This is a genomic window from Akkermansia sp. N21116 (assembly GCF_029854705.2).
Lineage (GTDB): Bacteria > Verrucomicrobiota > Verrucomicrobiia > Verrucomicrobiales > Akkermansiaceae > Akkermansia.
Genome location: NZ_CP139035.1, coordinates 865,659 through 882,017, shown reverse-complemented (window position 1 = coordinate 882,017; position 16,359 = coordinate 865,659). Strand labels below are relative to the sequence as shown.

Sequence of the window (16,359 nt, the reverse complement as noted above, 5' to 3'; positions counted from 1 at the left end):
GAGGCTATTTTCTGCGAGAAATTTGGCCTTGATAACGGATTGCCAAACCGCCATATCTCCTTGTCTTGCAAAAGGATGGATTATAAATTCTTCTACCTCCACATAGAAAGAGCCCGCCTCTCCCTTTCGGGAAAGACGGACTCCTGTTTTTCTTGTCTTCCGACTTCCTATCAGAAGTTGTACCGGTAACCCAGCGAGCCGCTCGCCCAGGTCGCTCCGCTGCGGAGTTCCGTGTTCGCCTCCGCAAAGATTGTGCCGTTCACTCCTACGGGAACGCTCAGCCCCGCTCCGAACTGGACCCCTGTCATCCCCGCCTTCGCTCCTTCCACCTCGCGGCGGATGCCGGGGTTGCCCTGCAAGCCTACCTGGCCGCTCGCACGGTCGTCTCCCATGTCCTGCACTACTTGCACCCGCAACTCGCCCAGCGCCTCCCGTCCGAAGACGTTGCTCCCTACAAGGCCCAGGTAGCGAAGACCCGCCGTCACGCTCCCCGTCGTCGCGTCCAGGTCGCTGACGTCCAATCCCGCGTTCCCCGCTCCGCTCTCGCGGTAGTCGTCCATGCCGACGTGTACCAGCGAGGCTCCGAACAGGGGCTGGAGGATCTTCGTCCCTTCGTCGTTGAGCTTGATGTCGCAGGTCGCTTCGTAGAGGACTCCCCAGCCTGTCCCGTCGCTTGTCCCGTGGCCGGTGTAGCTGTCCGTTCCGAAGTTCACCGTCCGGTCGACGCTCGCGTCGTAGCGGCTCCCGGTGACGATGAGTGAGTGGCCCCACTTGCGTCCCTGGTACTTCCCGAACAGGCTGATGTAGGTCCCGTCCAGGTCTCCGCTGAGGCGGTCGGCTCCGTCGCTGCTCAGGTCCCCGTAGTTCGCGCTGAAGGCTGCCCCGAGGGTTACGGTGCTGCTGACGTTCACGTCGGCTCCCACCGTGCCTCCCCAGTTGACCAGTTTGTAGCCGGCGTAGTCGCCGCTCGCGTCGAGCCGGTTGTAGCTCCCCGTCCCCTGCAGCCAGAAGTTGTAGTACGGCAGGGTGTTCTCGTAGGTGTAGTCGTTGTTGTTGAGCCCCATGCCGGCTACGCGGTTGCGCAGCATGCTCTGCTGGTAGGCGAGGTCGCTCTTCGCCGCGGCCAGGATGCCCGTGACGGTGCTGCCCGCGACGGCGGCCAGCTTGCGGCTCGCTCCGCTGCGGTTGCCCGCCTTGACGTCGTCCATGATGCTTGAGAGGACGCGGTCGAGGCTGGTGCCGGATTCCTGCAGGCCCGCCTGCCAGATGAGGTCGGCACCGGCTCTGGCGACTCCGCTCCGGGCAACTTCTTCGAGGAGGTTGCCGGAGCTCACCGAGAGGTCGGCGAGCAGGCGGCGCCCGTCGTCGCTGACGTGCAGGTTGGCTCCCGTGTAGAAGAGGCCGAGGCTCTGTTCCATGTTGACCGTCCAGGTGGTCAGGCTGCTGCCGAAGCCCAGCGTGTTGCCGGAGGCGTCGAGGAAGCCGTCGTGGGCGGCCATGAGTTCGAGGGAGTCGGTGTCGGATGGTTTCCAGCTCCCGTCGCGGCTGCCGTTGACGAGGTTGAGGGTGACGCCGTCGCCCAGGGCGATGTGTCCGTCCGCGTCGATCGAGGCGATCGGGTTGGGCAGGACGAGGTCGAGGGTGGAGCCGGATTGCAGGTCGACGTTGCCGGCGCAGGAGAGGATGCCGGGGCGGATTTCTCCGCTGCTTTCCCCGCCGCGCAGGTCGAGGCGGCTCCCGCCTGTGACGGTCAGGCTGTTGACGAGGGTGTCTTCCGCCAGACGCAGGGCGGCGTTCCCGTTTCCTGTACCGACCGTGACCCGGTCGTAGCTGCCGGAGGGGGCGGCGAGGACGAGGGTGCCTTCACGCACGGCGAGGCTGAGGTCTTTCGAGGCTACGCCGAGGGTCTGGGTGCCCAGGCCTTCCTTGGCGAGGGTGCCCCGGCCTTCGAAGGCGATGCTGAGGTTCGAGTCGCGGTCGCTCTTCACGGTCAGGGTGCTGCCCGTTCCGTTGAAGCGCACGATGCCCGCTCCCGTCAGCAGGCCGACGGTGACGTCGTTGCCGCCGGCCACGTCGAGGACGGAGCCCGATTGGAGTTCGAGCGTCGAGTTGCCCGAAAAGTCGCCTCCGTCCACCAGGCGCAGCGTCCCGTAAGCCATCGAGAAGGTGCCGTCCCCGGTGATGTGGGTGGCCAGGTCCATCGTGTCGCTTCCGGTGACCACCAGGCGGGAGTCCACTCCGCGCAGTTCCAGGGTGCCTCCCTGCCCGTACACGCCCTTCACCAGGGTTTCCCCTCCGATGACGGTCAGGCCGTCTCCGGTGCCGGCGGTGAGGCTTTCGAGGCTGTTATGCCCGTTGAGGACGAGGGTGCCTTCCCGCGTTTCGATGCCGCCGTCGATGGTCACGTCGCCGTTGATGGTCAGCGATCCCTTGCCCGTCTTGACGAAGTCGACGATGCCCGCCTTGAGGTTGCCTTCGTAAACGGTGTCGAGGTTGCGACCTTCGTAGCTGCCGTTGACCAGTTCGACACGGGCGACGCTGTCGGTGCCGAGGTTGTTTTCGAACTCGAGGGTGTAGCGTTCCCCGGTGGCGGAGTTGAGGCCACCCGAGAGGTTTTCGACGTGCAGGCCAAGGGTTGACGCGTCGCCGGGGGCTCCGCTCATGACGACGTTGAGGTCGGCGTTGATCATCACCATCTTGTAGGCGTCGAAGTAGACGTAGTGGGTGGTGGATGGATCTTGCGAAGTCGCTTCTTTGGTCAGATCAACCCGATGTTGTGCATTTCCGTCGAGGGCTGCGTCGGTGGCGTAGTAGATTTCCCCGCCGGCGGTGACGGCCAGGCGGCCCGCGTCGAGGTTGGCCTGCAGGGCGTCGGCATCCAGGTTGCGCTGGACGGCATAGCCGAGGTATTCCAGGACGGGGTTGAAGCGGATGGAGCTGAGCCATGCGTGGGCCGCGTCGCTAATGCCGTTGGCGGTGCGCGTCAGCGGATCGGTGACGGCGAGGGCTCCGTCGGTGAGCTGGAGGAGGATGGTGGTGCCTTCCGCCCGGAGGTCGTGGAGTTCTTCCAGCAGGCCGTCGGTGAGGTTGATCTGCATGTCGCCGAGGTAGACTTGGTGGGATGTCCCCGGCGTCTCGAAGGAGATGAGCGATTGAGCGCTGCCGGAGCTGCCGCCGATGAGGGCGTTGCCGCTGCCGGCGGTCAGGAGAACGTTGGGGGTAGAAACGCCGCCTTCGTCTGTGGCGCCGGAAATGGAGATATTGCCCGTGAGCCCGGTGATGGAACTGCCGTAGTCGAGACCGCCGGAGGAGGCCCCTGCGCCAAGATGGATGCTGGTGAGGGCGCTGCCGTTGAGGCCGCCCAGGACGACGGGTGTCGCCTGGCCGGTGAGTTCGACCGTGACTCCGCCTGCGGGGGCGTAGTTCGAGGCTCCGGACAGGGCGCCGCCCCGTACCGTCAGAGAGGATCCGGAGGAGGCCATGCCGTTCAATTCGAGAGTACCGCCCGAGACGGTAACATGGGATGTGCCGAGGCTGGCTCCGTCGACAAGTTCGAGACGGCCTTCTTTCAGCGCGATCTCGCCGGAGACGGTATTGCCGCCGTTGCCGAGGACGAGGGTGCCTCCCCCTTGCTTGGTCAAGAGGCCGGAGCCGTTCAGGACTCCGCCCAGGGTTACAGTCTGTCCGTCGCCGAGGCTGACGAGCGTTCCGTTCTCGCCCGTGCCCGAAAGGGTCATGTCGTGGGAGGCTGTCCAGCCCGAGCTGCCTGTGGCCGCGGTGAGAGTTCCGTTGCCTAAAGTGACTGTGCCTTGCGAGTCAGAGAGGACATCATCTGTCGCAACCCCGGAAGCATTGCCCAGCGTCAGCGTACCGCCGGCGAGGGTGAGGCCGGAGTCGGAGTTGACGGAGATGGTCCCATCAACGGCAAGTTCTCCGTTGGAAAGCAGCTTGAGTTCGGCTCCATCGGAAAGGATCAGACCGGAGGCCGACATCGTGCCGGAAAGTCCCAGGGATTTGTCGGTAGCCATCGAACCGACGGCGCTGACGGTGAGAGCATCGGCCTTCAACGTACCGCCGAAGGTGTCCCCTTCGTTGAGGAGGTTCAGAACGAGAGTGCCGGAAGTTTTTTCAAGGGTACCCGCCACGCCGGAGAGCTTCCCGGAGAGGGTGACGGAAGTTTGCGAAGCGGCGTTGTAAAGTGCAAGGACGGCATCGGCTCCCACCGTAAGATCCCCGGCAAGGATGTCTCCGGAGCCCAGCTCCGTCACTTGCACCCGGCCGTCTCCCTGGATGTCCAGGGCATACGGGGCGAGACTTCCGCCGACCGTCAGCACGCTGGAGGCATCTTCCGTCTTCAGCCGGATGGCCGAGTCTTCGTCCGCGCGGAAGGCGTTGGCAAAGGACACTTCACCCTTCGCCGACAGAGTCCCTCCCTGGAACAGGAGTTCCCCCTTGCCCAGAGAGCCGTATTCAATATTGCCGGAACCGTCCGTGACGCTGCCGGAACGCACGAGAATCGTCCCGCCCTGCAAGAGGGTGCCGCCCGTGTAGGTATTGCGCAAATCGGAGCCTATCGTCAGGTTTCCTTCTCCCGACTTCGTCAGCACGCCGTTTACCGTCCCGTTGTCGGAAATTCCGGCAGACGTATCGCCGTTGAACACGTAGTCCTTGCCGGTATCGTTGTTCACCGTCACCGACCAGGGTTTCACCGTTCCGATGATCGTGATATTGCGATTCACCGCCGCGTTCGAGAACAAAAGTTTCTGCGCATCCGGCCCTGTCGCGAATTCGCTATCGTGGCTCCACTGAGTCTTAGTGCCTCCGGTCGCGTCGCTCCATTCGACCGAGGTACCGTAGCCGTCGGCTCCGCTCGCCCAGACCCATTCCCCGATCCGCGCCAGCTGCAGGTAAAGAGTCGGCGTACCGCCTTCCGACGCACTGATCAGCTTGTAGTAATAGGCATCCGTCGATACGGACTCATGCGACCACGTAAAGGTTTCCGGCAACGGCGCCGACTGGGAAAGCAGGGCGTAGTCGCCCGCATGGCCCGATTCCGTCTGCTGGAAGTTCTCCAGCACCAGGGAATCCAGAGAATTGCATGCCCCCGTCAACTGGACATACGGGGAATTGTCCCTCGTGAGCATGTCGGAAAGGTCCAGCGTCAGCGTGCCGCCAGTCGTCAGGCTCGCGCCCTTGAGCGTCGCTCCCGCCGAGACCCTTACGTCCTTCAGGACGGCGGAGGCGTCCGACAAGGTCAGTGTTCCCGACTTGGCATGCACCGCTCCGGCGTAGCCCGCCGAGGTTCCCGACAGCGTCGAATCTCCCGAAAAGACCAGCGCGTTGGACAGGGACTGGCTGTTGAGGTCGATTTTCGCCCCTTCCGCCAGGATTTCGTTGGACGCAGCCCCGAAGGCCGTGGAGGAGGCCGCCTTGAGCGTTCCCCCCGTCACCTTGATGCTGCCGGAGAGCGAGGCGTTGCCTCCGCCCAGCTCCAGTACGCCCGAACCCGACTTCACCAGGTTCACGGACGCCACGCCCGATTTGTTGGAAAGATTTCCCGACAGGGTGATGTCCCCACCCGTCGTGTCGATCGTCGTCGCATCGGAGCCCGTCGCCGAAAGCACGGCGACATGGGTCGTGCTCCACGCAGCCGACGACTTGAGCGTACCGCCGCCCAGTTCCAGCGTCCCCGCCGAACCGGTGATCCCCGAAGCTCCCACCGTCAATTCTCCGCCGGTCAAGGCCAGCGCGGACGCCGACGTCCCGAGCGAGATTCCTCCCGCCGAAACCGAGCCGTTGGACAAATTCAAGGAACCGCCATCCAGCGCCAGCATATTGCCGACGGATACCGTGCCGGATTGTGCGTCCGTACCGACCGTTACCGCAACGTTCGCCCCCAGGTTCAGGGAAGCCCCCGCGAGAGCACCCGTCAGCGACAAGGCACGGGACGAACCCTTACCGGCAAGCTCCAGAGTACCCGCCGTCGCCTCCAGACGACCGGACAGTGACGCATCGGCATCCAGCTCGACAAGGAGGGTACCCGCCGCTTTCGACAGCGTGCCGGCGATCGCATCCAGAGTCCCGTTCGAGGCGTTATGCCGCACGGTCACCGACCCCGAATCATCATCATTAGCCAGGCGGAGAGTCGCTCCCTCAAGGACGGACAAAGCCCCGTCCAGCACATTGCCGGAGGCCAGGCCGCCGAGCACCACCGTGCCCTTGGCTCCGGCCTGTCCGACCGTTATGTTATTGGAATTGGTATCTCCGGCAAACTGCAGCCCGGACAAAGTCATCGTCTTGCCGTCCGCCGCAGCCACCTGGATCTTCTTGCCGGAATTGGCCATAACCGTATGACCGGCAAGCTCCAGCGTATCCGTCGCCACCAGCGTCCCTCCATTGAACAACACCGTTCCGCCGTTGCCCAGGGAACTTCCCTTGCCGATCTTCAGCGTCCCGGCCGTCAACGTCGTGCCGCCCGTATAGGTGCTCTCGCCGGTCAGCTCCTGGCTCCCGGTCCCGTTCATCTCCAACGACAGCTTGCCGGAACCAAGACCCGTCATGTTGCCGTCCTGAATGATCCCCGAGAAGGAGTAATCCTTATCCGGAGTCAGCGTCAGCTTATAGGTCTTTCCTGCTGTGGATTCCTTGTACGTCGACACCCAGCCATCTCCCGAAAGCCCCTTGATGGAAGCGCTGTCCGCCTGGACATTCAAGGCGGAATTGCCATTCAGTGTCACTGACGAACGGGCTAGAGCATTGGCGTTGCCTAAAACAAGCTGGCTGCCGTAAACCTTGCCGGGTTCGCTTTTCGTATCCACGATGGAGACATCACCCGAGTAATCGGCATTGTCACCCGTCAGGAACACGAAGTAGTCCCAGCCACCCTTGGCTTCTTCCTTGCCATGGCCTGGATTAGTCCCACCCCATGTCGTATCGCGCAGGGAATTGATGATTTTGAATTCACCTTCTCCCTGGAGATTTTCAACACTGATCGTATGTTGCGCTAAACCACCAATCTGAAGGGCAGCTCCCTTGGAAATCGATACCGGACCGGAAAGAAGAACTTCTTCCTTGGAATGATAAATGGTATTGGTTCCGGAAAGAACCGCAATTTCATGAGACAGCGTTGCGCCATCTTCATCAATCAGAGTCAGCTGGGCCGTGCCGCTCTTGGAATCGAACGTAATCTTGCCATTCGCCAAAGCATCCGCATTTCCCATCACAACGATACCGCCCAGAATATCCGTTCCGCCTTTATAATCGCTGGATTTATTAATTTGCAGAGTCCCGGTTCCGGCCTTGATCAACTTGCCGACACCATCGAACCCATGATTCATCGTAATGGTATAGACGCCCGTATCAAACGTCGTTCCATTGGTACTCATCAAGTGGATTTTGACATCGGCGTTGTTAAATCCGCTTGCCGCTCCATTACTACTATTGGATGTCGACCAATTCGCTGAAGCGCGTACTGTGCCATCTCCCAATTGAATATTCGTAGCTTCATAAAGCCCGGATGTCACGGTTCCACTCTGAGGACCTCCCGTGAACTGATCCCGGATATTTTTGATACCATCGCCGCCTATCACCAACAAATTGTCCTTACCGGAATATCCATTGGAGGGATCTCCCATAATCAAGGCATTATTCTTGCGGTCGTTATTGCCATTACCATTAGATTTATCAAAATCCAGCCCTTTGACATACATCTCCCCATCAACTAAATTGATCACAGAATACCCATCTTTCCCAAACTTTAAAACACCATCACTTAGATTAAAACTACTCCCTCCCTGGATATTGATGGTCGTATGCGAATTCCCCCAGCCCCAGACATTCAATTGGACAGTTCCAGCACTGGTCAGATTCAGAGCCGACTTTGTGGTAAGATTCAAATCCTGAATGGCTCCATTCGCACTCACAGACCATGTCCCGCTATGAGTCATGGTCGTATTGTCCAGATTGACATACGTTCTCCCCGTAGCATTAAATGCACCATTGGAAGTTACCGTCGTATTTTTGAAATTAATCGTACCGGACGACGCGGAAAAGCCATCTTTTCCAAAGGCGATTGCCTGATTGATATCGGTTCCGTCAAATGTAGTCGTACCAGCAGAATGAACGTATTTACCGCAAGAGAACGATGTCGATTTGATCGTCAAATTCCCCCCATCAGTTCTGGAAAGCTGTCCCGTGCCGGAAATCGTCCCGTAATAGGTTGAAGAGGAATTACCGTACAGACGAATGGAACCTCCTCCTTCCACTACTTCAATATCATTGTAAATTTGATAATTGGTGCTCCCTGTCGTTACTACTCCGCCCCCATTCAAGACGATTTTGGGAGAATTGGTATCATCCGCCTCGGTCTTGAGAATATTGAGGGAATCGTCCCAGGTAAAAATCCCGGACATCAATTCGAGAGTCCCCTTAAAATCGGCGCCTACCTTCACCGTAGTTTTATCCGCCCCGCTGGCAAGTGTACCTACACCCCATATTTGGAGCGTTCCGGAGCCATCCACTTCCTGATGGTCGAACGTTGTGAATTTGGAACTGGAAGAACCAACCTGCAAAACCCCTTGATCACCCAAAGTAATTTGACCAAGGTCGCTATTGGTCGGAAGAACCAAAATCCCATCAGTAACGGTGGTGTTGCCTCCCGTTCGAACCATGGTTCCGGCACCAAATGTCACATCAGCTCCGCCTCCGACAACAATATCAAACTCCCCACCCAGAGACCCCGCACCTCCAAACGCATATTCACCACCGGTAAACGACACCTTACCGGGCGACAAAGCTCCAACGACACTTACATTGCCTGCATGTTCGGAACCGAACGTCACATTGTCTCCGTCGAAATAGACATCACTGGTAGAAGTCCCCGTTTTGACCCATCCGTTTCCGATGGCTTCCCACACGCCGGCAGAGCCTCCGTTCCAAGTTATATCACCGGCAGCAAGATATTCGAGATTCGCCACCGTGATCGTTCCATTGCCATAGACAAAATCAGCCTGGGCTCTCTTGGTAAAGACAATGTTCCAATGAGATTTATCTCCCTCAAAATTATGCCCGTCTACTTGAACCACCGTAACGGCAGAGCCTCCCGTCGCATAATCGCCGCCCAATTTCAAGGTCGTTACGGAAGTACCGTCATATGAGATCCCGGATGCTTTCAAGGGATCGGACGTCGAAAGCGATATCGCCGTATCATTCGCCAGACTTAATGTTCCTTTGATATCCAAAGCAACAGTCGAAAGAAGATTCGTCGAGGCTGCCATGGTCACTCCTCCATTGCCCAGTGCCGATACATTCGAAATTTCCAGCATCCCGGCAGAAATAGTCGTACCTCCCGAATAGGTATTCTCACCACTCAGCACCAACGTGCCTTTCCCGACTTTGATGATCCCGCCAGCCGAGCTGCCGTCATTGACGATCTGGGCTCCTATGGTAATGACCTTGCCGTCGCCCACGGTCGTCGATTCCGAAGCAACAGTCGCCCCCGTATCAACGGTCAGATTGCCACCGAGATTGATAATCGACGGATCCGTTTGATTCGGAGCATCCGCACTTGCACTTCCTCTCGTATTTAACATGAGCCCCTCCCATGTCCAATCGGAATCCATAACCCCCAAGGTTCCGCCACTGAAATGGATACTCGTTTGGCGCGACTGCGTTAACCCGCCCGAACCAATATTCAAACGACCCGAGGTCATTCTGAAATAATTATGTATCTCTCCATCCGCCCCCGTCCCGGCCGTAAAGCCAGTTGTACCCGGAAGATCCCACCGATCACCTCGTCCGACAAATAATTTTTTTAAATTTGCCGTCCCCCCCTCAATCGTAATTGTAGAATCCCGGTTAATGAGAGCCCTGTCTGGGCCACCCAGAAACAGCCACGTATCACCGGAAACATTCAACTCGCCACCGGCTTTCAACGATAAAATTGTCTGACTCCTCCAGTCTCCCAGCTTCACCGTCGTCGCACTCATGGTTCCGCTGATATTGATATTGATGACATTATTGGTTCCAGAGGTAGTAAATGTCTGAGCCAAAAATGTTGAAGTAGACTCCAAGGTCAACGTCGATTCCGTAATGGCAGCACTCGCACTCGTCGAAGAGTTTCCAAGAGTATAATTAGCGTCTGCAGCTCCAAGCGTTTCCCCGGCAGCCACGGTAACTGTACCGGTTACGGCAGAACTAGTGCAGACACAAAAAGAAGACATGCAGGCCATGACAACGGCCTTCAGAGAAAGGGGAAGTCGAAGTTTCATAGAGAAAAAGAAGTAGAATTTCATTCTCTATATCGAATCTCAAATCCGCTAGCAAGTAAAAAAACGCATTGATCATCCAAACGTTACTCAACGATATCCATAAAAACGACACAGAAAAACAATATTATTATATACTGATAATAAATGAATTATATCAACATCAAGCGGATTTGAGAACCGTTCATTTCAGCCTAATTATAATCAAACGTGTATAAAATTATTTTTCTCTTTTCCGGAGACAGAGGGAACACTTGTCACCCTCCCCCTCACCGATATACTAAAAACATCATGAGCATTCTCGACAGAGACTGGATGCATTCTTCCGCCAAAACCGGGAGTCCGGGCAGCATTGATATCGTCAAAGGACTGGTTATCATCAATACCGTTGTCTTTCTGATCGGCTTCTTCCTCAGGGGAGACGGTCATACCGATTTTCTGGAGATTTGGGGCTGTTACAGTGTTTACACCGTCTTCGACATGGGACAGATATGGAGACTGATCACTTACCAGTTCCTCCATGCGAATCTGGGACATATCGTTCTGAACATGGTGGCATTGTGGTTTTTCGGGCGGCCTGTCGAACGCATTTTCGGTCCGGGTAAATTTTTAATTTTTTACCTGTCATGCGGTGTGGCGGCAGCCCTGTTTTCCTCCGTCCTCGGGTATTTCGGCCTCTGGGACGCAGGAACCCCGGGAGGAATAGAAAACGCATGGAAGTACATCCCGATGGTAGGAGCTTCCGGTTCGATTTACGGAGCCATTGCCGCATGTGCCGTTCTGTTTCCTGATGCCAGGGTACAACTGCTCTTTCCGCCGGTCGACATGAGCGTCCGAACCTTCTCTCTGGCTATCCTGGGCATCGCCCTTGCAGTGATAGTCATGGATTGGAACAACGCAGGAGGAGAAGCCGGTCATATGGGAGGAATACTCATGGGATTCGCCATCATGGGAATCCGTAAACTGTTGCACCGTTCTCCCGTAAACAACGGGTCATATGCCGGACAAGAACCTCGAGCCTCGCGAATGCAATCCCCTTCCCGGGAGGAAATCGATGCCATTCTGGACAAAATCGGCCGACAAGGACTCGACAGCCTCACGGAACACGAGCGCAACGTTTTGAAGCAGGCTTCCCAAAGCAAAAAATACTAGTCCATTCGCGAGGATACAAGATTCCGCAAGGAAATAATTTTGATTCGCTTCGGAAAACTGTATATTGCCGCCGTATGACAGCGAGACTCTATTCGGCATCCATCTGCGGCATCGACGGAGTGGAAGTAGAGGTCGAGGCGGATATCCGCCCCGCACCGGAACCCCATATTCTCATTGTGGGCCTGCCGGACACAGCCGTCAAGGAAAGTACTCAGCGCGTGGAGTCCGCCATCACCAACAGCGGACTGAATCTGCCGCTCGGAACCATCGTTATCAACCTGGCTCCAGCCGACCTGAAGAAACAAGGCCCCGGTTTCGACCTGCCCATCGCCATGGGAATCCTGACCTGCGCCACGAACGCAAACTGGGAAACCGAGGCATGGGCCATCGTCGGCGAACTGGCGCTGGACGGCTCCGTCCGGCCTGTCAAGGGAGTTCTGCCACTCGTCATCGAAGCCCGCAACCGCGGGAAGAAAAACATCGTCGTCCCCCAGTCAAACGGCATGGAAGCCGCAGCCGTCCAAGGAATTGCCGTCTACCCAGTCGAAACTCTGAAAGAAGCCTGGAGGCTCGTCTCCGGAGAGCTCATGCCACGGCCTGCCATCTGTCCTCCCACAACCTTTGAGGCAGAGTACGATGTGGATTTCTCCGAGGTCAAAGGCCAGGCCTATGCGCGCCGCGCCCTAGAAATAGCCGCTGCCGGAGGCCATAACATCCTCATAAGCGGCAGCCCGGGATCCGGAAAATCCATGCTTGCCCACCGCATCCCAACCATTCTCCCTCCATTGACAGACGAAGAGGCTCTGGAAACCAGCAAAATACACTCCGTCTGCGGCTTGTTGAAGAGGGATGCCGGACTGATGCGTACGCGTCCCTTCCGAGCGCCCCACCATACCATTTCCGATGCGGGCTTGATGGGAGGAGGCTCCAGCATTGCCCCGGGGGAAATATCCCTGTCCCACAACGGCGTCCTCTTTCTGGACGAACTACCCGAATTCCGACGTCAAACGCTGGAAACCCTCCGCCAACCCCTGGAAGCCGGGGAAATCATCATCTCCCGAGCTTCGGGCACCATGACCTTTCCCGCGCGTTTCATGCTCGTGGCGGCGATGAACCCTTGCCCCTGCGGCTATCAGGGAGACCGACGGCATGCCTGCAAATGCAGCCCAGCCCTGGTGGAAAAATACCGGAAGAAAATCTCAGGGCCTTTGCTGGACCGTTTCGATATGATCGTGGAAGTCCCGGCAGTCGAGCCGTCCACCCTCGTCTCGGCCCCAGCCGGAGAACCATCTGCCGGTATCCGGTCCCGTGTAACAGCCGTCCGGGAACTCCAGCACCGACGCTACTCCGGCACCCGTTTCCGGACGAATGCGGACATCTCCGGCAAAACGCTCCAGGCCCACTGCCGTCCCACTCCGGCAGCCACCGGCATCCTGACTCAGGCCATCGAACAACTGGGGCTTTCCGCCCGTGCCCACGACCGCATCCTCAAAGTTGCCAGAACTATCGCCGACCTGGCCGGCAGCGGTTCCATCACCGAGGAACACATCTACGAGGCCATCCAGTTCCGCGCCTTCGAAAACCGCCTCCGTTAACCCCGCCCGACCCAAGGCGCCAATCCCTTTATCCGCCTCCGTACAAGGACAGGTAAGACACAAAGTCTCCATAAATTACACCCTTGCACCTTGACGAAGTTCCCCCTGAAGTAGATGCTGGTTCTAGCTATGGGAAAAACGCTTTTCCAAAAAATATGGGATGCGCACTCCGTCTGCACACTGCCGGACGGACGGACGCAATTGTTCATCGCGACGCACCTGCTGCATGAGGTAACGTCGCCGCAGGCGTTTGGCATGGTCCGGGATCTTGGTCTCAAAGTCGCCTATCCGGACCGTACGTTCGCCACCGTGGATCACATCATTCCCACGGACAACCAGCAGGAACCTTTCGCCGATTCCCTTGCCGATGCCATGATTCGCGAACTACGCAAAAATTGTGCGGAAAACGGCATCCGTTTCTTCGATCTTCCCACCGGCAACCAAGGTATCGTCCACATGGTCGGCCCAGAACTGGGCATCACCCAGCCCGGCATGACGATCGTCTGCGGGGATTCCCATACCGCCACCCACGGAGCCTTTGGGTCCATCGCCATGGGCATCGGCACAACCCAGGTACGTGACGTACTCGCCACGCAGAGCCTTGCCATGAGTCCGTTGAAGGTTCGCCGCATCAATGTCAACGGGCAGCTTGCTCCCGGCGTCACCGCCAAGGATGTAGCCCTGTACCTCATCGGGTTGCTCGGAGCCAAGGGAGGTCTGGGCTTTGCCCACGAGTACGGCGGTTCCGTCATCGACGCCATGAGCATGGACGAGCGCATGACGCTCTGCAACATGGCCATCGAAGGAGCCGCACGCTGCGGTTACGTCAATCCTGACGAAACGACTTTCGAATACATCAAGGGACGCTTGTTTGCCCCGCAAGGCGCCGACTGGAACAAGGCCGTCGCCCGCTGGAAAAGCTTTGCATCCGACGCCGATGCCATTTACGACGAAGTGCTCGAAATTGATGGAGCCTCCATCGAACCTACCGTGACCTGGGGCATTTCCCCGGATCAAAGTATCAGCATCAACGGCACAATTCCTTCCCCCGACCAGGCGCGCAATGAAGACGAACGCAAAATGACCCGGCAGGCGCTGGAATACATGCGTTTCACCAGCGGCAATCCGATCAAGGGGCAGGAAATCCAGGTTTGCTTCATCGGTTCATGCACCAACGGACGCATTTCCGACTTCCGCAAAGTCGCCGGTCTCATCAAGGGGCGTAAAGTCGCTTCCGGAGTAAGAGCCATTGCCGTGCCGGGTTCCCAAATGACGGCGCGCCAGTGCGATGAAGAAGGCATTTCCGCCATCTTCCGAGAGGCCGGATTCGAATGGCGCCTGCCCGGGTGCTCCATGTGCCTGGCCATGAATCCCGACAAACTCGTTGGAGACCAGATTTGCGCCAGTTCCTCCAACCGCAATTTCAAAGGACGTCAGGGCAGTCCCACGGGCCGCACGATTCTGATGAGTCCCGCCATGGTCGCAGCGGCCGCCCTGACGGGCCGGATCTCCGACGCACGGGAAGTCTTCTCCGGAACCCAAAACCAATCCAATCTTTCCTAAAGCCATGCCACTCACACCAGTCATCCGCATCAGCGGTACCTGCGTCCCCGTTCCTGGAGCTGATATGGATACGGACCGCATCATTCCATCCCGCTTCCTCAAGTGCATCACCTTCGATGAACTTGCCGGCACCATGTTCTGGGATGAACGCTTCAATGCTGATAACACCAGCAAGAACCACCCCATCGACGATCCCCGTTTCGCCGGCGCTTCCATCATCATCGGTGGCGTTAATTTCGGCTGCGGTTCGTCGCGGGAGCACGCTCCGCAAGCCATCAAACGTTCCGGAATCAAAGCCATCATCGCCGGTTCCTTCGCCGAAATCTTCTTCGGCAACAGCACCGGCATCGGCCTCCCATGCGTCTGCGCCACACCGGAAAACCTCTCTGCTATCAACAAGGCCATTGAGAAAGATCCCTCTCTCGTCGTCACCGTCGATCTGGAATCCATGACGGTTTCCTGGCACGGAGGTTCAATCCCCGTCACGATGCCGGCCGAACCGCGCGAAGCTCTGACGACCGGTCGTTGGGACGCCATTGCAGGCTTACTCGTCAATGCCGAACTCATCGCAGCCAAGGATGCCGAACTACCTTCACCCGGGGCACGGCATTCCTAACTCAACCAACTTCCTATCCCCCAGATCCCACCCCTATGATTTTTCGTCTTTCCGAATTCGTCCAACACGGCAAAATCGACAACAGTACCAAAGGCACCGTCCTGCTGGAACTGTGGCTCAAGGGGTGTGATCTACCCGTACGGTTCCAGCTCGAGGGCGATTGCTTGAGGGATCTGGCCGGCTGCGTCGCCGAGTTCTCCCTCCCAAACGCCCGGAACACTCCGGAACAACTGTCCAGATTCGACTTTTTTTCATCCTTGGAAGAAGGTCTCGTCGGCGATTTGACCGCCTCCCGGCGCATTGTATCCCCGTTCAACAGCAAAACACTGAGTAACCAGCTCTATCTGGAATGGTTTTCCAGAAGGCACGGCATGTTCCTGTTGGAAGTGGACGAATTCAAAATTAAAACCTCCCTCCCGGACTGGATCATGACCAAAGAGGACGAACAAGCCCAGGTCATGTGCAACCAGCAAACATTGCGGGATTATGTCGCCTCATGGATCGACCAGTATTCCCACCACCAGGAAGATACGGATCCCCTCCCGGACAGCCGCTGGGATATCCGCCTTCGCGAGGCAGAAGCCTCCGCCGTCGCTTTTCAGGAAATACACCGCAAGTACAAAACGGAACTCTTTGCCGATACGCGCGAAGCATTCGTCATGGGATGGGACGACACTCTGGGAGAACTGGCCGCTTCCGATGAAAACGGTACGGTTGTTTCCAGCCGGATCTCCGGCGGATTGACCCTGTTCGACATTCTCGACGAAGACGAAGCCATCGACGCCCAACTGGGCATGTCGCATCCGTTGTTCCAGCAAATCATGAAGTTGTCCGAAGCCGCCCAGCGTCTTTTTGCCTCGGCCATCTCCCAGGAACAGGCCTATCCGAATTCTTTGAATCCGGACATTGCCACCATTTTCTCGGTTCTCCGGTACGTCACTCCCAACACACTCTCCTGCATTCTCCAGATCAATGACGGCAATGCCGACTGCCTGCTTCTATCCCAGAAACTTTCCCGCTGTGCGGAACGCGTCGCCCAGGCCATCAATACCATGCCGAAACTCGACATTCGCGGAGGAAAACGCATGAGCCAGCAGCTGGAAACCTTGCATCAGGACATTGTTGCCTTGATGCTCAGCCTCTCCAAACAAGGTAAAAGATAACTCCA

6 protein-coding genes are annotated in these 16,359 nt (G+C 57.7%); 5 read left to right on the top strand and 1 reads right to left on the bottom strand.

The genetic code is table 11. From position 1 onward, the window contains the following. Positions 1-170: 170 nt before the first annotated feature. Positions 171-10,268, bottom strand: coding sequence for an autotransporter-associated beta strand repeat-containing protein (locus QET93_RS03330; protein WP_322190099.1), 10,098 nt, complete (start codon positions 10,266-10,268; stop codon positions 171-173). A gap of 288 nt (positions 10,269-10,556) precedes the next feature. Here QET93_RS03330 and QET93_RS03325 point away from each other — a divergent pair, with 288 nt between their 5' ends. The 5 genes from QET93_RS03325 to QET93_RS03305 all read left to right on the top strand — a co-directional run bounded on the left by QET93_RS03325 (position 10,557) and on the right by QET93_RS03305 (position 16,354). Then, complete coding sequence (locus tag QET93_RS03325; RefSeq protein WP_280131300.1) at positions 10,557-11,417, top strand: rhomboid family intramembrane serine protease; 861 nt, start codon at positions 10,557-10,559, stop codon at positions 11,415-11,417. Between the two features lie 74 nt (positions 11,418-11,491). Then, a complete protein-coding gene (locus QET93_RS03320) occupies positions 11,492-13,012 on the top strand; it encodes a YifB family Mg chelatase-like AAA ATPase (RefSeq protein ID WP_280131301.1) in 1,521 nt (506 codons plus the stop codon). Positions 13,013-13,141: 129 nt separating this feature from the next. After that, a complete protein-coding gene (leuC, locus tag QET93_RS03315; protein ID WP_280131302.1) occupies positions 13,142-14,575 on the top strand; it encodes a 3-isopropylmalate dehydratase large subunit in 1,434 nt (477 codons plus the stop codon). 4 nt (positions 14,576-14,579) lie between these two features. Next, positions 14,580-15,191: a 3-isopropylmalate dehydratase small subunit gene (leuD, locus tag QET93_RS03310; RefSeq protein ID WP_280131303.1), complete on the top strand. Its 612-nt coding sequence runs from the start codon at positions 14,580-14,582 to the stop codon at positions 15,189-15,191. A 35-nt stretch (positions 15,192-15,226) separates the two neighbouring features. After that, positions 15,227-16,354, top strand: a complete 1,128-nt coding sequence (locus QET93_RS03305) for a hypothetical protein (protein ID WP_280131304.1) — start codon at positions 15,227-15,229, stop codon at positions 16,352-16,354. Positions 16,355-16,359 lie beyond the last annotated feature (5 nt).

Excerpts from the sequence above, each read along its gene's own strand:
- leuD (WP_280131303.1), top strand. The coding sequence starts at position 14,580 with ATGCCACTCACACCAGTCATCCGCATCAGCGGTACCTGCGTCCCCGTT.
- QET93_RS03325 (WP_280131300.1), top strand. The coding sequence starts at position 10,557 with ATGAGCATTCTCGACAGAGACTGGATGCATTCTTCCGCCAAAACCGGG.
- QET93_RS03330 (WP_322190099.1), bottom strand. The coding sequence starts at position 10,268 with ATGAAACTTCGACTTCCCCTTTCTCTGAAGGCCGTTGTCATGGCCTGC.
- leuC (WP_280131302.1), top strand. The coding sequence starts at position 13,142 with ATGGGAAAAACGCTTTTCCAAAAAATATGGGATGCGCACTCCGTCTGC.
- QET93_RS03305 (WP_280131304.1), top strand. The coding sequence starts at position 15,227 with ATGATTTTTCGTCTTTCCGAATTCGTCCAACACGGCAAAATCGACAAC.
- QET93_RS03320 (WP_280131301.1), top strand. The coding sequence starts at position 11,492 with ATGACAGCGAGACTCTATTCGGCATCCATCTGCGGCATCGACGGAGTG.